General features: G+C 42.7%; 20 protein-coding genes and 1 pseudogene. 9 read left to right on the top strand and 12 right to left on the bottom strand.

The window, feature by feature from the left end; translation table 11 throughout:
* The first annotated feature begins 103 nt into the window (after positions 1 to 103).
* The 3 genes from OC443_RS12010 to OC443_RS12000 all read left to right on the top strand — a co-directional run bounded on the left by OC443_RS12010 (position 104) and on the right by OC443_RS12000 (position 1384).
* The gene (locus tag OC443_RS12010; protein WP_073579842.1) at positions 104 to 526 is read left to right on the top strand and encodes a NifB/NifX family molybdenum-iron cluster-binding protein; all 423 of its coding nucleotides are present in this window, start codon (positions 104 to 106) and stop codon (positions 524 to 526) included.
* Complete coding sequence (locus OC443_RS12005) at positions 526 to 798, top strand: hypothetical protein (RefSeq protein WP_073579841.1); 273 nt, start codon at positions 526 to 528, stop codon at positions 796 to 798. The genes OC443_RS12010 and OC443_RS12005 overlap by 1 nt, the downstream gene beginning before the upstream one ends.
* Positions 799 to 958: 160 nt before the next feature.
* On the top strand, positions 959 to 1384 hold the full coding sequence (locus OC443_RS12000) for a PaaI family thioesterase (RefSeq protein WP_073579840.1): 426 nt from the start codon (positions 959 to 961) through the stop codon (positions 1382 to 1384).
* A 103-nt stretch (positions 1385 to 1487) separates the two neighbouring features.
* Here OC443_RS12000 and OC443_RS11995 read toward each other — a convergent pair whose 3' ends face one another.
* The 3 genes from OC443_RS11995 to OC443_RS11985 are packed head-to-tail and all read right to left on the bottom strand — an operon-like array spanning position 1488 to position 4299.
* Positions 1488 to 2249, bottom strand: a complete 762-nt coding sequence (locus OC443_RS11995) for an SDR family oxidoreductase (RefSeq protein WP_073579874.1) — start codon at positions 2247 to 2249, stop codon at positions 1488 to 1490.
* Positions 2250 to 2288: 39 nt separating this feature from the next.
* Positions 2289 to 3320, bottom strand: a complete 1032-nt coding sequence (locus tag OC443_RS11990; protein ID WP_073579839.1) for a LytTR family DNA-binding domain-containing protein — start codon at positions 3318 to 3320, stop codon at positions 2289 to 2291.
* Positions 3307 to 4299, bottom strand: coding sequence for an ABC transporter substrate-binding protein (locus OC443_RS11985; RefSeq protein ID WP_262021674.1), 993 nt, complete (start codon positions 4297 to 4299; stop codon positions 3307 to 3309). Before OC443_RS11985 ends, OC443_RS11990 begins: the two co-directional genes overlap by 14 nt.
* Before the next feature lie 565 nt (positions 4300 to 4864).
* Between OC443_RS11985 and OC443_RS11980 the strand changes: the two genes are divergently transcribed.
* Together OC443_RS11980 and OC443_RS11975 are read left to right on the top strand one after the other, a co-directional pair.
* The gene (locus OC443_RS11980; protein WP_073579838.1) at positions 4865 to 5281 is read left to right on the top strand and encodes a hypothetical protein; all 417 of its coding nucleotides are present in this window, start codon (positions 4865 to 4867) and stop codon (positions 5279 to 5281) included.
* Between the two features lie 192 nt (positions 5282 to 5473).
* On the top strand, positions 5474 to 6580 hold the full coding sequence (locus OC443_RS11975; protein ID WP_073579837.1) for a GGDEF domain-containing protein: 1107 nt from the start codon (positions 5474 to 5476) through the stop codon (positions 6578 to 6580).
* A gap of 42 nt (positions 6581 to 6622) precedes the next feature.
* Here the strand turns inward: OC443_RS11975 and OC443_RS11970 are convergent, their stop codons facing one another.
* Positions 6623 to 7396, bottom strand: coding sequence for a transporter substrate-binding domain-containing protein (locus OC443_RS11970; protein ID WP_262021700.1), 774 nt, complete (start codon positions 7394 to 7396; stop codon positions 6623 to 6625).
* Between the two features lie 215 nt (positions 7397 to 7611).
* Here OC443_RS11970 and OC443_RS11965 point away from each other — a divergent pair, with 215 nt between their 5' ends.
* Positions 7612 to 8151 (top strand): hypothetical protein, encoded by a 540-nt coding sequence (locus OC443_RS11965; RefSeq protein ID WP_143169201.1) that lies wholly within the window; start codon positions 7612 to 7614, stop codon positions 8149 to 8151.
* 295 nt (positions 8152 to 8446) lie between these two features.
* Here OC443_RS11965 and OC443_RS26410 read toward each other — a convergent pair whose 3' ends face one another.
* The 3 genes and pseudogenes from OC443_RS26410 to OC443_RS11950 all read right to left on the bottom strand — a co-directional run bounded on the left by OC443_RS26410 (position 8447) and on the right by OC443_RS11950 (position 10277).
* Entirely contained in the window at positions 8447 to 8992 is a 546-nt protein-coding gene (locus OC443_RS26410; RefSeq protein WP_370738723.1) for a methylated-DNA--[protein]-cysteine S-methyltransferase, read from the bottom strand.
* A 12-nt stretch (positions 8993 to 9004) separates the two neighbouring features.
* Positions 9005 to 9535: pseudogene (locus tag OC443_RS26405) on the bottom strand (bifunctional transcriptional activator/DNA repair enzyme AdaA); the annotation flags it as partial.
* A 106-nt stretch (positions 9536 to 9641) separates the two neighbouring features.
* Entirely contained in the window at positions 9642 to 10277 is a 636-nt protein-coding gene (locus OC443_RS11950; protein ID WP_073579834.1) for an esterase/lipase family protein, read from the bottom strand.
* A gap of 545 nt (positions 10278 to 10822) precedes the next feature.
* Between OC443_RS11950 and OC443_RS11945 the strand changes: the two genes are divergently transcribed.
* Positions 10823 to 13267 carry a tetratricopeptide repeat protein gene (locus tag OC443_RS11945; protein WP_073579833.1) on the top strand — a complete coding sequence of 815 codons (2445 nt, stop codon included), beginning with the start codon at positions 10823 to 10825 and terminating at the stop codon, positions 13265 to 13267.
* On the opposite strand, the gene OC443_RS11940 is transcribed toward OC443_RS11945, so the two are convergent.
* Both OC443_RS11940 and OC443_RS11935 read right to left on the bottom strand, forming a co-directional pair.
* Positions 13239 to 14498 (bottom strand): PLP-dependent aminotransferase family protein, encoded by a 1260-nt coding sequence (locus tag OC443_RS11940; RefSeq protein WP_073579832.1) that lies wholly within the window; start codon positions 14496 to 14498, stop codon positions 13239 to 13241. The genes OC443_RS11945 and OC443_RS11940 overlap by 29 nt on opposite strands.
* Positions 14499 to 14513: 15 nt before the next feature.
* On the bottom strand, positions 14514 to 15455 hold the full coding sequence (locus OC443_RS11935; protein WP_073579831.1) for a tyrosine-type recombinase/integrase: 942 nt from the start codon (positions 15453 to 15455) through the stop codon (positions 14514 to 14516).
* 154 nt (positions 15456 to 15609) lie between these two features.
* Here OC443_RS11935 and OC443_RS11930 point away from each other — a divergent pair, with 154 nt between their 5' ends.
* Entirely contained in the window at positions 15610 to 16467 is an 858-nt protein-coding gene (locus OC443_RS11930) for a helix-turn-helix domain-containing protein (protein ID WP_200796874.1), read from the top strand.
* 24 nt (positions 16468 to 16491) lie between these two features.
* Positions 16492 to 17148 carry a LysE family translocator gene (locus OC443_RS11925; RefSeq protein ID WP_262021673.1) on the top strand — a complete coding sequence of 219 codons (657 nt, stop codon included), beginning with the start codon at positions 16492 to 16494 and terminating at the stop codon, positions 17146 to 17148.
* A gap of 4 nt (positions 17149 to 17152) precedes the next feature.
* Here the strand turns inward: OC443_RS11925 and OC443_RS11920 are convergent, their stop codons facing one another.
* From OC443_RS11920 to nagB, 3 genes are read right to left on the bottom strand one after another with little or no spacing between them, the layout of a single operon-like run.
* Positions 17153 to 18364: an ROK family protein gene (locus OC443_RS11920; RefSeq protein ID WP_073579828.1), complete on the bottom strand. Its 1212-nt coding sequence runs from the start codon at positions 18362 to 18364 to the stop codon at positions 17153 to 17155.
* 4 nt (positions 18365 to 18368) lie between these two features.
* Positions 18369 to 19520 carry an N-acetylglucosamine-6-phosphate deacetylase gene (gene nagA, locus OC443_RS11915; protein WP_073579827.1) on the bottom strand — a complete coding sequence of 384 codons (1152 nt, stop codon included), beginning with the start codon at positions 19518 to 19520 and terminating at the stop codon, positions 18369 to 18371.
* Entirely contained in the window at positions 19520 to 20332 is an 813-nt protein-coding gene (gene nagB / locus OC443_RS11910) for a glucosamine-6-phosphate deaminase (RefSeq protein ID WP_073579826.1), read from the bottom strand. The genes nagA and nagB overlap by 1 nt, the downstream gene beginning before the upstream one ends.
* Between the last annotated feature and the right edge of the window lie 102 nt (positions 20333 to 20434).

Here is a 20434-nt window from a genome sequence, read left to right as displayed (position 1 = left end):
TTTTTTATTCTAATTAAAACAATACCTTATTATATAATTTTTTCCTGTTTCCGGATTGGAACACTTGTTGCTCTATAGATATCTGTCAGCATTGGAGTTTCTTATGAAAGCAGCGTTTACGATATGGAATGATCGAATTTCTCCGGTTTTTGATGTCGCCGGATATGTACTTCTGCTGGAAGTACATCATCAAAACGAGATCTCAGCCAGAGATGTTGTTGCTCTGCCACAGGGAGCGGCGATAGATAAACTGACGTTTTTATGCAATCAGGAAGTGAACGTGCTGGTATGTGGTGCCATTTCCCAACCTCTGTTACACGCTATTGAAGTGTGTGGTATTCAGGTTTATCCGTTTTGTGCCGGAGACATTCATGAAGTCATCCCGGCCTGGTTAAACGGAGAGCTGGAGCAAGTGCGTTTTATGATGCCTGGCTGCAGAAGAAAGCTGCGGCACAGAAGAGGGAATGGCAGGAGATGTTCAGATCTTCTGCAAAGAAGATGTAATCCGAAAAACAGGAGTGACTAATGCCTGAATGTGAAGATATAAAACCGATGAGCGATGAATCCGGGCAGGACAGTAATGTCATGCAGCCAGAAGAAGAGATGTCAGACCGTATGGGACAGGGAAAAGGCAGGAGAAAAGGGATGCACCGCGGTTGCGGTCACCGCTGGGGACACGGTCTTCAACGAAAGCTGGCTCTCAGGCCCGATCATCATGGTGGTCATCATGGCAGAGGCTCAGGTCATGGTGGCTGTTGCTGCCAGCGTTCTGAGCAGCATCATCATCACCATGATTAGGGGGAACAGCTCTTTGACTGGTTGATCTCAACACAGAGGCCGGGTGATTACTCTGCCTCTGTGAGCCAGTTGTTTGAAAAGGATTCTGTTTTACAGGACAAATGAACAGGCCAAACCGAACAGTCATTTGCCGGACAGGGGAATAGCAGAGGAGTGTAGATTGGAGAATCAACAGGTCGTCAGGCAGAGGCATACGCATTGTATGGTTTGCGGTGATATTGAAAATAATCCGGATAGCCTGAGACTGAAATTTGAGGAAGATGCCGGGGGACATGTTTTTTCCTGGTTTGATGTGACTGCACGCCATCAGGGGTACGACGGATTGTTGCATGGCGGCATGATTAGTACGCTACTTGACGCAGCAATGACTCATTGCCTGTTTTTGCGTGATGTAGAGGCTTTAACGGCGGAGCTGGTTGTTCGTTTTGTCGCGCCGGCCTGTATCGGGTCGAAGGTGAAAGTATCTGCCTGTCTGATGAAACAAAGAAGAGGTGTATACTGGCTGGAAGGAACGATTTGCTATCAGGATCAAATCATTGCCAGAGCTGATGCTAAATTTATTGCGCCGAAAGGCGGCGTGGTTTGAGTTGCTGAGTGGTTAATCAAGAATGATTTTTGTTTTGCGGAAGCGCCGGTCATACAGCGGCTGGCGTTTTTCGCGAACACAAAAACCATCCATGCGACCGGGCTTAATAGCCCTTAAAGAAACCACCATCAAGCAGCATATTCTGGCCTGTCATATGATTTGCCAGTGGTCCCAGTAATGCGATGATTGCCTCTGCTACATCTTCAACGGCAGCATATTTTTGCAGCGGGATATTTGAGACTTCATTTTGCATTAATTCATCATAACTGATGCCCTGATCTGCGGCTTTTAACTGCATTTTCTGTATGTAAGCACCGGTCATCACGCCACCTAAAGATAATGTGTTCACCGATATTTTCTGGCTTGCTAAAGACAAGGCCATTGTTTTTGCCTGTCCGAGCCAGGCATGACGGATACAGTTATTTGTTGCATAGCTGGTCAGGGCGGATTTAGAACTCAAACCAGAAATCATCACGATTTTGCACCCCTGGCGGAGCATGTTGTTTTCGGTCAACTGTCTGAGTAATCTTAATGGTGTAATGAAATATTTCCGGTAAAGTTCGCTCCAGTCCTCATCATCCGGGAAAACATTCCCTGAAGGTGGGATTCTGGGCAGAATAAAGACGATGCCATCCAGTTGTTTATCCTGTTTTTGCATTGTTTCGCAACAAAGATCAACAGAATTCGGATCAAAAAAATCAAGTGCCTGAGTGACGACAGGATGCTCACGTTCTGTTTCGCACTTAATTTTCGACAGTTTCTCCGTGTCCCTTCCGGTCAGAATCAGTTCGTGAGTTGCCGAAAGTTGCGCCGCGACAGCAGAACCAATATGACTCGTTGCGCATGTGATAAGTATTCGTTTCAAAGTTGTTTCTTCCAAAGCTGTCTTATTCAAAGTAATACCTCATGAGAAGACCTGAACTAATTGTTCTTCGTAGTTTTTGCCCACTTCCAGTTCGATGGGTTTGTTTTTGATTTGAATAATCAATGTGCTTTTTTTATCAGACTTATACTCGATTCCCCGTTCTCTGATTGCCTGGCTGTTCACCACGCAGGAGCGGTTGATGCGAATCCAGTGAATTGGGAAGGAGTTTTCCAGAATAGCCAGAGAACATCTGATTTTCAGACACTTACCGGAAGCATAATAAAGGTTTGTATAAGGATGACTGTATTGTGCATACAGTAAATCCCCATTGATTGCGAAATGTCGCTTGTTGTGTTCAGTAATTTTGGTGATGTTTGAAAGTTGTAACTGTAATCGGGCAATATTTTCTGCCAGCAGGTCGTTTTCACTGATGACGTCTTCTTTTTCCTGATGAAGTTGTGTCATGGTTTCCTGATAGCTCAGAGCTTTATCCCCCGGGGTTTTTTGGGCGATATAGGAGCGGATGATTTTACTGAGAAGCAGGAAAAATAAAATTTCGATACAGGCGTATATCAACGGTACGGAATAGCCACCATTCATTTTGCGAAAGAGCGGACGTATTTTCGACGGGGCCAGAAACCAGGAAACATGGCCGAGTTCTTTCTTACCGATTCTGATTCTTTCTTCACCTGAGACGACATCGTTTCTGCGGTTTTCTGACATCAGAGCAATCATGGATTCATTGTGAGAACAATAGGTATTTGAGACTTTTTCGTCTGAGTTAAAGCTTCGGATTTCGGCGGTGACACAAATGCCAAGAGAAGAATTATTTTTCTCAAACATTGTAATGAGGTCCTGAATATTTCTTCCGATGTGCTCAACCCTGAAAGTATAAACATCATCCATAAACGTACTGGATGTCGCCATTGAGCGCATGATGCCGGAGAATATACCTTTAGAGACCGTGATCTCATTATGCGTTGCACTCACACTATAAATGACAATATTGATGATTGCGACGAAGACTGCAACGCAGACCGAAACCCAGAGATGGTTTTTATAAACCGGCATAGTTTAAAACCTGTAATCGTTTGGTGTTGCTGCCCTGTATCGCGTATAGATAAAGGTTCTTTTGGTTATAACCCGGAGCAGTGAACATCATTTTTCTGCCATCCATCACGGTGACGTAAGCGCTTTCCCGCAGAATATGAATGGTTTCTTCAGGGGAATCTGCCTGAATTAACTGCGGAAGCTGAGCCAGGATCAAATGAATGAGATCGTACGAATACACGGTGAGAAATGTTGCTTTTTTGTCACTGCAATATGTTTTCTGATAGGACATAAAGTCATCAACATGCGGTCCTCTCAACTGATGATCCCAGTTACTCAGAAACTGCATTTTCACCTGTGGCTGTGCCTGGCCGATGATGGCAAAAAATTCTTTACGGGCACCGATGGAATCCGGCCCGATAATGGTTGTTTTTCGTTTTTTATTGAGTGTCAGTGCGCTGTACAGAATGGCAATATCCGGGTTATAAAGCGCTGCAAAAACGATATCATGGTTTGTGACAGACTGAGCGATCTCTTCTGCCTGTTGCGGAGAAAATTCCTGTTCAATGATTTTTGTTCCGGGGCTTCTTCTGAGTACTTCCCGGGAGAATAACCGGGCAACAGAAACTGAGTACTCTTTCGACGGATTAATCACAACATGAATATTTTTTTCCCTGAATTTATCCAGATAGTAGATTGCCAGTGCACGCGCCTGCTCCCGGCTTGAAGGCATGGTCGATAATCCTTTGAATGCTGGTTTCAGAACAGACAGTGATGTTGCCGTTGTGATAAACGGAATGTGGGCATCTGATAATATTTGCGCTGCCGGTCCGGCTTCGTGAGAGATTAATGGCAGTAATACTAAATCAACATGCTGTTTTACCAATGTCAGAGCGGCATTCATGCTGCCCACTGCGGAGCGATCGTTTTCGGCAAAGATAAATTTTATTTCTGGTTTTTGCTTGGAAACGTGGTTGGCAACATGACGCAATATACACATTTTTTCGTGATTGGAGGTGCTGGTGCGGGTTTTATTTTTACCGACAATGATCCCGATAGTATAAGCTTGTGCTGGTGAGGTATGAAAAAAGCACACTGAGAATGAAATAAGTATTAAACCAATTGAAAAATAAAGATTTTTATTTTTTTTTATGATTGTATCCCTGTTAACGAATTTCATTACTGCCTCAGCCAGACCGTTCATATAAAAAGATGTCTCAAGTGTATTTAACTAATTGAACAGAAATATAATTCATTGAGACTGGATTATCAAAAAGAGAATTCCTTAACTGTATTTTAATTTTATGTTGATGTCTGCATTTTTATGGATACAGTTGCACTTAAAGAGGGCTGAAAAAATGATAAGAGACCCTCAAACATTAACGTTGGTGAATACCCTTCAGGAACTATTTCTAAAAACGATATTATATAGAATATTCATGTCGTTTCATCTTTCTGTCTGCTGACTTTTTGAACTGAACCATTTTTTGATATGAATTTTTTGGTACGAGTGCATCAGCAAACTAGTCGTTTTTGAAAGGGTGAATGCAAAGTGAGATATAAAAATGAATCATAAAACTGTTTGTAACAGTGCGGCTTTTGATCTGAATCATGCCGGTAAATCTGTATATACAAGTACAAGTCAAACAGAAATGAAACCAGAAAATAATTCGGGTGTTACTGCGCATCAGGCTAATCAAAAAGATAATGTTGTTATTTTGAGTGAACACCCATATGAAGCTTTGAAAGCCTCTTTAGCCGCAACATGCGATAACCATCCTGAAATGTTATGTGCAGAAGTAAGAAATACATTACAGCGGTTGCTTGAGTATAAAGAGTTACTGCTGCATAAAGATGTGCTCGATACCCGGGTGCTGAAAGATTTCTATTCCGCCATGCCTGAGCTGGAACAGGTTGTTGTCGACCGGGGAATGGACGAGATCTCTTCCGCTATATATGCACTGGATGCTTTAATCTCTTAGTTCGGTTTGTATAAGGCAGCCAGGTGAAAACAGAAGGAATGTTGTTGGTTGCAGCCTTTTGGCAGGGAGGTAACGATTTTTTAATCTTGCCACAGGGATGTTTTTTTATGGCATAATTGACATTTGTGTACATAAAGCAGGTTAAACTGGTTTATATGTGTACTTTTTGCTTGTCAGAAGTTGTTCATAGTGATGAATATAAAGCAGATATTGCCAAAGACCCGTTACACCCCTTCAATGAAACTGCACACTTTTCGGTGGTTGTTGGGATTTGCAATTGTTTGTTTTGCTTCAGTCTGGAGCATTGATGAAATTAGCGGTCTGATTTCCCCATTTGATGAGATTTCCTACCCGGTTTGTATTTGTTTTTTCACACTGACCTATATTGTTACTCTCATCCGGGAGGTCAACAGAGAGCATCTTTATCTTTTCACCTATTTTGTTGTTGCAGGATATCTGACTTCATCCAGTATTTACCATCATATTGCCTTACATGGCGCATTTTCGAATGCCTCTCAGTGGCTGGGGCTGAATTATGTTATGGCTTACCTGTTTCTTGATGTGAGAAAGGCTGCATTCACAAGTATTGTCGTTTTTATAATTACACTGGTTGGCCATTATATCGTTTTGATGGCCCAGTTTTCAGTCAGTGATGCGTTGGGCGTATTATTTAATATTGGTATGTCTCACATGGTTTATATAGTACTGCTCTGGACTGTACTCAGAATGAGGATTCAGTCTGCCAAAGTGCAGGAACGTCTGGAGATGTTGGAGCACTATGCCTTGTTAGACCCTCTGACGCAGGTTTTTAACCGCCGGGGCCTGGAAGATGAGTTGCTTCAGGCCGAGCAAGACTGTCAGTTACAGAATCGACCTTATGCGATTTTACTGATCGATATTGATCATTTTAAGCGGATTAACGATCGGCACGGACACCTCATTGGTGATTGGGTGCTGACGGAATTTATTTCGGTACTGAACAAGGTGACCGGGTCGGACGATAAACTTGGCAGATGGGGCGGAGAAGAGTTTGTCGTCTTAAAACACCACGTGTCCCGCGAGGATACTTTTGCTTATGCGGAGCGGATAAGAATGGCTATTTGCGAACGCATTCAGGTGGCTGAGGGAGAAATGTTGTCAGTCAGTATCGGCATTGGTAACTCCGGAGAAGCAGAAAACAGCCGGGACATTTTCGATGTCGCTGACAGAAATCTCTATGCGGCAAAAAATACCGGCCGGAACCGTGTGATGGATACTGAATATGCGGGCGCATTAAGTACTACATCAAAGGTTTGCTGATGATGTTGCATCTCCGGCTGATATGAATATGCTCCGGGTAGATTACATCAGGCCATTCTTTTTCATCAACTGAATATCAGTACCTTTCAGCTGCATATCTTCCATCGCGTAATTGATGGCATTCAATAGTCTTTGTTCACCCGCAGGAATTAAATAACCGAACTGGCTTTTTGTGAAAGGGTCATGCTCCCTGACCGCGTCCAGGCGTTTATCTTTATGCTGATAATAGAGTGCTTCCGGTGTTTCTGTAATCATCACGTCGATTTTGCCTTCTGCAACGGCGACCGGGACATCGAGGTTATTATCGAATCTGATGATTTGCGCATTGGGCAGATATTGTCGGGCAAACTTCTCATTCGTTCCGCCGATGTTCACGCCAACCCTGACATCTGGTTTGTTCACTTTTTCCAGCGTATCAAACTTATTTTCAAGGCCTGTTGCGACCAGAAAGCATTTGCCGAAAGTCATATAGCCGTGAGATATCTCAGCGACCAGCTGACGATTCATTCTCTTGGTGATTCCGCCCATCGCAATATCATATTCCCCAGCCTGTAAGCCCGTTGTCAGATGTTTCCAGGTTGTTTTGACAAACTCAACTTTAACGCCCATCTGCCTGGCAATATGATTTGCAACGTCGATGTCATAACCAGTGTAATGATCTTGATTGAGGTAGGTAAATGGTTTGTAGTCACCCGTTGTACCGACTTTCAGTACCCCGTCGGACAGAATATTTTTCAGGAGATCAGCCTGGGCCGGGCAATGAAGTCCAAGTAAGGTCAGTGCCAGAAGGGCGACGATTGGTTTTCCGGTCAACATTGATCTGTTTTTTATCATGGTTTTTTTCATCATCGTTTTTGGGGTCATGATTGTTACTTCTCTGTTATTGATGTGAATCCCAATAATAAGCCATTCTTTTAAAAGCACAATCATTCCTGTTAAGCACGTATTGTCTGTTTTTTATCCGGCAGGTATTTACATTTTTCCGTATTACGGAAATAATGTCACCAACTAGTGACATTATGGTGGTATGTATGAAACAGCAAAATTACATCGCGTTATGGGCAGCTTTATTTTTTTCGTCGGCCTGTGCTGCAAATAATAACTGGCATGTTGGCGCTGAAGCCGATGTGTTGCCTTATCTGTTGAATGGGCATTATTTTTCTCTGACCGCTGGTCGGGGTCATTTGAAGTTCCGGGGAGTTGTGACAAAGTTTGAATCGCCGGACATGTTTACTCAGAATGGATTTAAAGATCATCAGGTCGATGTTGGCGCAGTGATCGTTGATTATTATCCGGACCCGTCTCAGCAAGGTTTTTGGATTGGTTTCGGCGCTGAACAGTGGCGGGGCGATGTCACGGAAGAGCAGTCTTCAGACCGGAAAAGCTATCAGACCTATCTGGCGACGCTGGGATGTGGGTATGTCCATTATCTTGCTCCTCATATTTATGTGAACCCCTGGGCAGGTATCCATGTGCCTGTTGCTGGTGATAAGTCGGTTAAGTTTGGTTCTTCAGCTTTTGATATGAAGACGACAGGGGAAGTATCAGTAAAAATCGGGGTGAATTTCTGAATCTTTGCTTTGCAAAAAGTAGATTGTGTTCTTTTGCATATTGCAATGGTTGTGCTGAATACTTTTTATTATGCAATTAGTATTCTCTCCGTAAAATCGGTTTTTTCTGTAACATGTTGATTTTTTGTTATGTAAAAGTTGGCACGGGACTTGATTACATATAGATAACCCTTTAAGCCGAGGGTTAACTAGCCAACTGACGTTGTTAGTGGAGTTTTTTTATTCACATGTTTAGCCAATTACACCGTTGTAATTGGCTTTTTTTTGTCCTGCGCTCAGGTTCGGACTATGAAGTTCACAATGTTTCTTTGTCTGACTCCGGCAGATGCGTCTGTTCATGTTCCAGCAGCCAGCGTTTTCTCTCTAATCCACCTGCATAGCCAACCAGTTTACCGTTTTTACCGATCACCCGGTGGCAGGGAATAATAATAGCGATGCGATTATGTCCGTTAGCGGAAGCGACGGCACGAACCGCTTTCGGGTTACCAATTCGTTCAGCCTGCTGCTGGTAAGACGCAGTCGTCCCATAGTCAATATTTTGCAGCGCCTGCCAGACTTGTTGCTGGAATGGGGTGCCCGGTGTATGGAGTTGCACGTCAAACCGGGTTCTGGTACCGGCAAAATATTCAGCGATCTCCTGTTTTGCCTGTCTGATATGCTGGTTTTCCCCGGCAATAATTGATGCGTTTAACCGGCGCTGCAGGTCACTGAACTCTGTTTCCAGCATTCTGCGTTCGACAAACTCCAGCAAACAAACGCCTTCATCGGTCGCACAGACGAACATCGGCCCCAGAGGCGTCGTAAACCGGTTGATCAAAATTACCTGATTGTCATCTTTCATCCCAGGTGTTTTCCCTGTCAGTTTTTTAAAGGTGTAGCCAAAGCCACTGAGTGATTCATAACCGGCCTCATAGGCGGTATCCAGCAACTTTTTACCTTCCCTGAGTTCTTCCAGCGCATAGTTAATACGATACATCCGCTGGAAGGTGTGGAAAGTCATTCCGTAGTTTTTTTTGAACCACCGCCGAATCATTTCCGGCCGGATTTGATGCTCAGTCAGCAGTGCATCTGAAATTTTCTCTTTCGGATTTTGTCGCACAAGCTCGATGGCCAGAGTCACCTGCTCAGGCGCTTCACTGGCATTTTCTGTCGGACGGCAGATTTTACAGGGCCGGAACCCAGCTGACAGCGCATCTTTAAAGTGGGTATAGAAGACCACATTCTGCTTTTTAGGTTTTCTGGCCCGGCAGGTAGAGATGCAAAATACCGAGGTGGTTTTCACGCCGACGAAAAAAGTACCGGCATAATCTGCATTTCTGTCCAGAAGCGCCTGATAATAGCGATCAATGATCGCCTGATCTGTAATCGGATCTGAATGGCACATAAATTATCAAAGTGTCAGAGAATCTTGTCTCTAACCTTACCGGGGTTTTGTCTGTGACGCCAACCGATAAATTGACAACTATTTTTAGCAGTATGCTTTTTGCAGCCTATGCGGTTGATTCTTCCGGTTGTCTGAAAAAGCAGTTATAGCGGATAAAATAGTCGATTTGTTCCGCCACTTCGTTACTGAAGATCAGGCTGGTATGGGTGTGATTGATTTCCAGATGATCCGTCATACCGGTGATTTTGGTCTCTTCAAGGGTGACGGTTCCATCGGACGGATGCGCACTGTTGATGAGTAGCGGTCGAAAACCAATCGCCATGGTTCCGGCAATACAGCCCAGCTTTTGCGGGAAGTTCCATTCACCGCTGTGGTTTTCCAGACCGTAATCCGTTGAGTTGCCAAGAATCTGCCCCAGCCCGAGCGCCTGAATCGCATCGACAATGGAAGCACCCTGCAGGGGAGAGCCAATCGCAACCACATGGGAGACCTGTGCAGTCGTCATCTGTCTGGCTTTCAGATAATGTTTAATCATCAGTCCACCCAGACTATGACCAATTAAAATATTGGGCCCGGACGGATCGATCAGGGAGTCAATCGATTGGAAAACGTCATCTTCCTCAATGGAAACAGAGTTATAGCTGATGACATCGGTTTCGTAGCCTCTTTTGGCTAAAAGCTGGCTGAGCGGTTGCATGACCATGCCATGCATGTACAAACCATGAATCAAAATAACTTTCATCCGGTAATTACCTCTGTCTCTTATCGGAACTGCGAATCACAATTGATGGCTTCTTCCTGACACCGGTCTGCATCCTGCAGGCAAAATGCATCACCAAACAACTCCTGTTGATAAGGCTGTTATTTGCTATTCTGGCTGAGCCGCCCTGATTTTACCATCGATTCATCTGAGAGTTCAGAGCCGGGTAACGTTTCGTGGGGCGAATTCTGTGTTTATTTTCCTGTTTCATATTGTTTTAGCGGGAGATGTTATGGCTGCGGGTAAGATTCCGAAGTCAGTCGTTATTGGGTAATTCTGGCAGGAGCATCGGCATTCAGAAAGGGGGGGATTGTATTTATCGCTTAACTGATGACGCTTTTTTACAAATGACTATTAAGTTTTTTGAAAAAACAACAGGGTTATCACTAATTATTTTGTATCTATAAGCTATGCTAAGTTACTTTATGCTACTATATTTATATTGACTGTTATAACAGCATTTGATTTTACCAGACATGGCTCACGCAGTGAGCACAAGAATGATTAAAAAGGGATAACTAATAATTATGGTTAAAGTGATTGGTCGTTTACTGTTAGTTACATTTATATTACTAATGGGAATTTCCTTGGCTGTCTTGTATTTGTATGGAATTCCTAAAGGAGTTACCGATCTTAAACTAATTCAAGTGCTCGTATCCACAATTTGTGCATTACTTGGGGCAGTTTATGCTTCTTTAAATATAGTTAGCTATATACATGAAAAAAGTAATTCTCCAAAAAGCACCATCCCAATAAAGATCTATTATACTAATCCATCTAAGTTCATAAATAGAAAAGACGATGTGGTTAACACTCTTATGCACCTAAAAACAAGGAATATTTTATCTATTTATGGTCAAAGAGGTGTTGGAAAAAGTGAGTATTTGAAGTACATAGGCGATATTTTAAATAGAGGTGAATGTTATAAGTTAATAAGTAAAATAAATCAGGATCAGGTAAAAAAAACAACCAATAATGTGATATATTTAGATGTGGTTGATACTACTGAACTGGAGAGTTCTATAGCTGTTCTAGGTGAAATGGCCTGTGATAAGCGAGCCGAAAGTATATCTGATTTAGCAATGCAAATCGATAAAATATACAAAAGTGAAAAAATTTGTTTCATTTTAGATAATGTAAACAATGTTGCGGCTATGCAGTCTTTAACAAAACTAATTAGACAATATACAAATGTTCGCCCTTCAGACTTTTTTATTATTGGTTCAATATTTAAAGTGGTGGACCCTCATTTATCAATACAGTCACAAAAATTAGAGCCTTTCAATGAAAATCATTGTCAGACTTTTATTGAATCAAAAGGAATAACCATAAATGATGCTATGCTTAATAAAATTTACATAAAAAGTATAGGACTACCTCTTTACCTTAATTTTTTTACATTAGATTCAAAGCTTAAATCTCCAGATAATATTGATGGATTTAGTTCATATTTTATTTCTGAGATATATTCAGGGCTTTCTCAAGATGAGAGAGATGTACTTATTTTTATATGTTTGTGTAATCTTGTTGTAACAAATATTCCTAGTTCTAGTATTAATCTGGCTCAGTTTTCTCGAGTTGATACTTCACTGAGAAAACTTAAACAGCAATCTACCATTATAGAAAATAATTTTGGCCAAGAGACTTGTGTTAAAGCTCATGATCTTATTAGAGATATCTGTTTAGAATATGAAAGAAAAATTATTTCCAGTATGTCCAAAGTGGCATCTTCATTTCTTGAGAGAAAATATAAATTAGAATCAATTATATTGGATGCTTTATCTAACGCTCTAATGAAAAATAAAATAATGGATATAACAGACACTTTAAATAAAGAAATTCTTGGGCAAAATTACATATTTTTAATTTCTTTTTGGGAAAATGTAGAGGCTTGGGCTGGTAATGATTCAGTTTTTCATAGTGATACAAACATAAAAAATCAAGCTCTATATGGTTACATGCTATCCCTTCTAGCTACTGGTGATTATCAAAAGGCAAAAGCGTTAACTAAATCGTCTTATTTATATGAATTTTCAAATAAACAAGTGTCAAATATAACTAGCAAATTTGAGTTTAATGTTTTTTATGCTGTTGCTGATCTAGACCATTTACTCAACCAATATGACTTATCAAGAGCGCAAGCTATGGCTCTTGTTACTCGGGCAAAAGAGTTAAAATGGATAAAAGAAGAAAAGGAATCTCTTTGGCTGTATGCTCATTTAACAGGACATATAGGTGATGATCTACTCGAAGCCTATAGGATATACGAAGAAATTAAAGGTAAGTGTCCGTCAAACAATGATATAATGTTTCTCCGTAGTTTGAATAGTCAGTTTTCAATTTTATTTACTCTTGGAGAAAAAGTAACTTTAGAATCTTTTAAAGTGATACTTAATACATTTGACTTAGAAAGTCCCTCATTAGAATCTGCTTTATGGAGAAATTACTCCAGATGTCAACGTTTGCTCGGTGATATTCCTAGCGCTGAGAATGCTCTTGAAACATCTTTGGATATAGCAAGAAGAAATAATTTAAGGACTATAATTAACGGATTGTATGGAAAAGGAGATAACTTAAGATTTTCTGGTAAGTATAAAGAAGCTTCCGATTATTATTTACAAGTAATGTCACAAACGTTAGAAAATGGTGATAGAAATTTATATACAAGTGCAATTCTATGCGCTTGTATTTGTGAAATATTCTCGGATGAAATATGTTTTTGTAGATCAGAGTCAGAATTAATAAATAAGGTTATTTATGTGGAGAATGTAGCAAGAGAATTGAACATGAAAATAACTTTAGTCAGAGCAAGATTAATAAAATTTTTTATGCAAGAAAAATTCAAAATTGGAATAAAAGAATCTGTAGAATTTTTGCTGAACGATCTTGGAAATCTAAAATTAAATAGAGATATAAATATAGTTCAGCAAGGATTGGATAGTATTAAGTATTTAGAAATTCATGTGCACTAGCATCGATTGTGTATATTAATTTATCTCTACCTCTGAGTTGACTAGCCATTTTTATTATTGATGGACTTAGATGTTCATATTTCATTTTAGAAAGGATGCTCGCTAGAATATCTAACTCTTCTTTCCCCCATCCAAGTCGAGTAATTGCTTGGACACCAATTCTTATTCCAGCATCACCGTACATTTTTTTTGATTTCTTATCTAAAGATATATTTAGTAATCGTGCGTTTTTTTCCATATTTATAGCGTCATTTTTATTTAAAGATATAAATAGTTGATGTGTGTTAGAATAATGTAACTTATCGATTTTTTTTACAGAAAAACCATGTTTTGATAATAGACATCCAAGAGTATTTGAGGTGGTTATTATATTTTTCATATATTCAGTTCCATACTCAATAAATTCTATAAGAGCCATTAGTAAAGAAGCTATATGGTGAGGGTGTGGATTTCTTACGTATATTGGTGTTATTTTATTTTCTAAGATTGTTGATAAATGTTTATCATTACAGAGTATAAGACCACATGTTGGGCCTGATATCGTTTTATGTGTACCACCAAGTAAAATAACCTGATTGGATAACTTCATTGGATTTAAATGATGGCCAGAAGCTATTAGTCCAAAAGACTGCGTGCAGTCATAAAATACTATTGTTTCAATAGGGATAATCAGTTTATCTAAAGGTGGTTGGTCAATTAAATCAGAAGGGGGGATTACTATTGCCTTATATTTTTGATTATTTAGTAATTTGTTGGTTTCATCAATATCATATCGAATATTATCTAAGTCGAAAGGGATATACGTTGTTTTCAGTCCCAGTCTATCACATATTTGGGGATAAGACTCATGCGCACCTGCATCCGGATGTAGAAGTAAGATGTTATCTCCATGGTTAGTTATTGACATCAAAGAAGTCAGAACTGCATTCATTCCAGATAAAGGTCGTGCATCAGCATATTGTGCGCCAAATAACTCAAGGCATATCTCACTTATAAGCTGGTAAACGGGGTATATATATTGGCTACCGATAAATTCTTTAGATGCATCAAAGTTTTTAATTCCAGACTTTATGTATCTTTCAGAGAAGGAGCTTCTTAGAGGGGCTTTTACAAGATTTGATACTATGGTCTCTGCGGCGCATAACGGAATAGTGTTACTGTTGTTTTTTTCAAAATTATCAAGTAATTCCGCATATTTTCTCAATTTTTCTTGTACAATCATTTTAACCATAATTATTAGTTATCCCTACTTAACCATAATGCGACTCCTTATTTGTGCCTGTTGCAGCTTCTCTTGCAGGGCTGTGTCTGAAACATGGGTGTAAATTTCGGTGGTGGAAATACTGCTGTGTCCCAGCAAGCGTTGGACAAAGCGAATGTCTAAACCAGATTCGAGGAGTTCGCAGGCTGCGCTGTGCCGGAGCATATGTGGGGTGACTTTGGTTTGGGTTTTTGCTTCAGAGGATAAGTCCCGAATCAGCTTGCGCAAAAATTGAGTTGATGCCTGTTGTCCGCGACTGTTAACCAGCAGATGATCTGTCTGTGGCTCTGTGATTTGCCGGGCGTACAGATAATTTTTGATGAGATCACGCAATTCCTGTTCTGGTAAAAAGACAAACCTTTCCCTGGAGCCTTTGCCTAAAATTTTTATTTTTCCCTCAGCCAGAAAAATGTTACTCATGTGAATACTGGCCAACTCACCAACTCTTAAACCGGTTGCGATCATCAATTCCGCCGACAGTAATTTAGTCAGATGATTTAACTGTCTCTTGTGGGTGAGGTGTGCCGATACTTTATCTTTCACATGTGAATGTCCCTGAAGCAGCATTCGCTTCAAATCTGACCGGGGAACATTGCGCGGCAATCGCTTCGGGAGTTTGATTTCTGTATGAAATTTGTAAAACGGATTGCTATCCAGAATTTCTTCCTGCTCCAGCCACTTAAACATGGCTCTGATACAGGCAAACTTTCTTTTGATGGATGCCGGGTTGAGTTCACGGCTGACCAGGTGTTGATGAAACCGGCCTAAAGCCACTTTATCGATGTGATAAATTTCAGTTTGTATCCCCAGACAGGATATAAACTGTTTTAAATCACAGTGATAAGCTTTGATTGAATGTGTGGATAATCCTCTGTTTTTTTCACAAAAGAGTAGGTAGTCTTGTACAACCTGACCAAGCACTATCATTTTATTGTCTCTGATAAATGAATTTATGTGTCTGTTTTAACAGATTTTTTATAATTTCTATATATTTATCAGTATCTGGTTTCAATTGAATCATGAGATAATAATAAACAAGTATGTCAGTGATAATCATATTTGGAAGCATTGAAGGGGAGGCATGATGAGTTCAGCAAATAAAATCTCCCAACATTTTTACACCATTGATGATGCAGTCCCTCTGGAACTGAGAAGTACTTTCCGGAGCCTGCGGCCTTATAAAGCTCACCGGCATGCGGAGCTGTCTGTTGGTGCGATTGTCGGCGGGCAAACCTGCGTCAGTTTCAATGACCGGCGGGAAATTCTCAATACCGGTGATGTGGTGATTATTCCGCCTGAGGTGGTGCATGCCTGCAATCCGGTTGGCGGGATGCACCGGAGCTATCATATGCTGTATATCGACCCGGACTGGCTTTGTCAGCTGAACGGGTTATCTCCGGTTCATTTTGGTCCTTCCCTGACGGTTCTCAAGTCTCCCGGATTGTTCCGGCAATATCTGGCAATTGTTGATGCGATTTCAAATCAGTCATCTGCGATGGAAATACCTGACCTGGTGCGGTCTTTCTGTCAGTCTCTGATCGCACTGTATCAGTCTGATTCGTCTGAAACGCGGGTCATCCGTCATGCGGCAGAGCAGGGAAGCGGGCCGGAAAGCAGTGATCGTATTCAGCAAACCTTGATGACACGTCTCAGTTCACCGCCTTCACTGGATGAGCTCGCAGAAGAGTTTCAACAGCGCCCTGAGACCGTTATCCGGCGTTTTTCCCGTGACTATGGGATGACGCCCAAAGCGTTGATCAATAACCTGCGGGTCGAAGAAGGGAAAAAATTACTCCGGGCTGGTTATTCGATTGCGGATACCGCACTGACGCTCGGGTTCAGCGATCAAAGCCATTTTCATAAGGCTTTTGTTCAGTACACGGCGGCGACGCCGAATCAATATCGGCAGGTGATGTCAATTTTTGACAATAAATCCTGACGACCGCTGGTTATGCTCTTTGCTTTGAAACAGAAAAGTAAAGAGATATTGCGCATGTTGTCGTCCCTGATTCCTCCGGCTTTCTTCCTGCTGGCCCTTGCCCATTTTATGGCGTTGCTTTCTCCTGGCCCTGATTTCTTTTTAATTACCGGTTATGCCATCCGCTACCGGCTGGCGGGGAGTGCACTGATTTGTTTCGGCATTGCCAGTGGGAATGCGGTTTACATTGCATTGGTGATTGGGGGCTGGCAGATCATGAAGGATAATCATGCGTTGTTTCTGATAATTCAGTGGGCCGGGGCGGCTTATCTGCTTTATATTGGATATCATTTACTCAGGAGCCGGCAGAGAGATTTAAACTGGCATACCGTCAGTGAAGATCGGGTTTCAAAGGGGAAACAATTTTTTCTTGGCCTTGCATCTGCATTACTGAACCCGAAGAATTCCTTGTTTTATATGAGCTTAATGACGGTGATTCTCGGCAGGGATGTTTCAGCCGCGCAGCAGATTTTCTGTGGTGTCTGGATGGTCGGTGTTGTGCTGATCTGGGATTTGGCGGTGGCTTCTTTTCTGGGTCACTCGCGGGTCCAGCATCTGCTGAGCAGGAAAATTCACCGGATTGAGCAAATTGCCGGTGGGGTGCTCTGCCTGATGGCTGTGTTTCTCTTGGTTGGTGTGTGAGGGATTATTGAGCCTGCATAATGTGCCGGAGTAAATCGCTCTCGTGTAAAGCGCGTTTAATCAGCGCGTAGCCACCGATGGTATCCTGATGCTGGAATGTGGCGCGATCCAGTGTCAGGTTACCTGAAAAACTCGGCAGCGTCTGGCGCTTGATTTGCTGCATCAGTAGTGGGAACAACACCGGGCTGCTCTGGGCTATTTCACCGGAGAGCAGAATCTTTTCCGGATTAAATACATTCACCAGCATCCCCAGTACCTGTCCCAGAGATTTGGCAGCCTGTTCCATGATGTGAGTTGCAACGGCATCGCCCTGAGTTGCAGCATGGCAGATGGACTCAATCGTCAAAGGTTCTGCTGCTAAACAACTCGGGTGGCCGCGCTCCAGTAATTCACGGGTTTGCTCAATGATGGCCGGATTGGACACCACGGTTTCAAGGCAGCCAAAACTTCCACAGTGACACTGCTTACCGAACGGATCGATTTGCACATGGCCGATTTCCCCGACCGGCCGGTGTTTGCCGAGCAATAGCTGCCCGTCAGAGATAATACCGGCACCCACACCATTGTGAATACTGACCAGAATAAAATCATCACACTGTTGTGCAGCACCGAGATAAAACTCTGATAACGCCCGTGCTCTGATGTCGTTGCCGATGTAGACCGGTAATGAAAAATCTTTTAAAACCTCGGAGAGCTTCAGACCTGAAATACTATGGTTTGGTGAGTAATGAATAATACCGGATGCCGGGTCAACCAAACCAGCCATCGTAACGGCAATGGCAATAAAACGTTTTTGGGGAAAACGATCAATGATTTGCTGAATTTGCTCAAACAGTGTGTGAACAATCCCCTGCTTGTCATGTTCCTCTATGTCCGTCTGCTGCTCGAAGAGACTCTGCCCTGACAGATCCATCGCTGCGCACTGAATCATATCCCGCCCAAGGCGACAGGACACAAAATGAAAACTGCTCTTTTGGGTTGTCAGTGAGATGGCCGGGCGTCCACCGGTGGAAGCCTGTTGGGCGACTTCGCTGATTAAATGGTGATCAAGTAACTGGCGGGTGATATTGGTCACGCTGGCAGGTGCCAGCGCGCTTCGCTGAGCAATACTGACCCGGGACACCGGGCCATCTAAATCAATCAGCTGGTAGACCAGTGCGGCATTGACCAGTTTCAGTTGCTCATGGTTGGTGACCCGCTCTTTACGCTTTGCCATTCTCTCACATGTTTTGGTTAGTCCACTGGCCGTTAACGATGGTGTTAACCACCTGATATTGTGGATCGGTGATTGTCAGATTGGCTACCATACCCGGCTGCATCGCCCCAATCAAGTGATCCATGCCAATTGCGCGAGCCGGATAAAGTGTTGCCATCCGGAAGGCTTCTTCCTGTGCGATGCCTGCCTGTTCAACCAGCAGTTTGATCCCTTGATTCATGGTGAGTGCTGATCCACCGAGAGTGCCATTTTCATCAACACACTGACCGTTTTCAAGGAATACAGGCGTGCCACAGAAATCAAACTGTGTCAGGCCGGGTGGTGGCGTGGCAGCAGCAGTGGCATCGGTCACCAGACAGAGCCGGGAGCCCATGATTTTTTTAGCCATTCTGATGTTTGACCAGTGAACATGACAGCCATCGGCAATGATTCCGGCATAGATGTTCTCCCGGTCAAATACTGCGCCGACAACGCCGGGGCTGCGTCCGTTTGCGATTGAAGTCATGGCGTTAAACAGGTGGGTCGCAAAGGTGATGCCCTGGTCAAAACCAGCCATGGCCTGTTCATAAGTGGCAGCCGAGTGACCGAGGCTGACTGTGATCCCGGCATCACACAACCGGCGGATATGACTATCCTGATTGACTTCCGGGGCCAGTGTGACTTTTTTCAGCCACGGTGCCTGTTCCGCCAGCCACTGAATCATCTGATCATTGGGCTGTCTGAGCTGTTGTTCCGGATGAATGCCTTTTCTGACCGGATTGGTAAATGGCCCTTCAAGATGCACCCCCAGTACCTGATGCTGATGCTGACTCATATAAATGCGGGTTGCGTCGACAGCCTGATAAATGATGTCATCCGTATCACTGATTAATGTCGGCAGAAAGCTGGTTGTGCCGGTTTTCAGGTTGGTCTGATGCATATGTGCCAGTGTGTCAGCGGTGGGTGCGGTGTTAAACATCACGCCACCACAGCCGTTGAGTTGCAGATCAATAAACCCGGCGGTCAGTCTGTTCCCGTTTAAATCAAATCGCTCAATATTATCCGGAAGTTCAGACTCTTTGACCAGTGAATGGATTTTTCCGTCATCAATGATGACAGCGGTATCAGTGAGCTTTTGATAGCCGGTCAGAAGCTCACAATGATAAAGCGCGTACATTATTCTATTCCTTCAAATTGATTAATCTCTCCGGCCTCAAGCTGCTGAAAGTAACGCAGGGTTTTGACTTTCAGTTCCATCGTTGCGGGTTCATCGCAAATGATAATGCTGCGGGGGTGAAGCTGCAGTGCAGAAACCGTCCATAAGTGATTGACACAGCCTTCAACACCCGCCTGAACAGCGGTTGCTTTATGAATACCTGTGGCGAGAATTAAAATTTCTTTTGCATCCAGTAATGTACCGACACCAACCGTCAGGGCCAGTTCGGGAACTGAATGGATATCATTGTCAAAAAAACGGGCATTCGCGATTCTGGTTTCCTGTGTCAGCGTTTTGATCCGGGTCCGGGAAGCAAGTGAAGATGCCGGTTCATTAAAAGCAATATGGCCGTCACTGCCAACACCGCCGAGAAACAGGTGAATACCACCGGATGTCCTTATTTTTTCTTCATAGGCAGCACATTCAGCTGCCAGATCTTCGGCTGTTCCATCCAGTATATTGATGTTTTCGACAGGAATATCAATGTGCCTGAAGAAATTTTCAAACATAAAATGATGGTAGCTCTGTGGATGCGAGGCGGATATGCCGACATATTCATCCATGTTAAATGTGACAACATGCCGGAAACTGACCTTCTTCTGACGGAACAGCTCAATCAGGGCATGATAGGTTGGCAGGGGCGTGCTCCCGGTCGGTAGTCCTAAAACGAATGGACGTTCAGCCGTTGGCTGAAATGCATTAATTTTGTCAGCAATATAGTTTGCGGTCCATAAACCGGCCTGTCCGGGATTTTTCAGTGGTAATAATCTCATTCTCTTTCTCCGGCAAATTTTTACAAATTACTTATTTTATATATTGAATAAACATCGGCGTACGTTCAATATAATTGTGCATTTTTTTTGCAAAATAATTAT

Source organism: Vibrio quintilis, from assembly GCF_024529975.1.
In the GTDB taxonomy this organism is placed as follows: domain Bacteria; phylum Pseudomonadota; class Gammaproteobacteria; order Enterobacterales; family Vibrionaceae; genus Vibrio; species Vibrio quintilis.
This window is presented reverse-complemented; position numbering and strand designations above follow the sequence as displayed.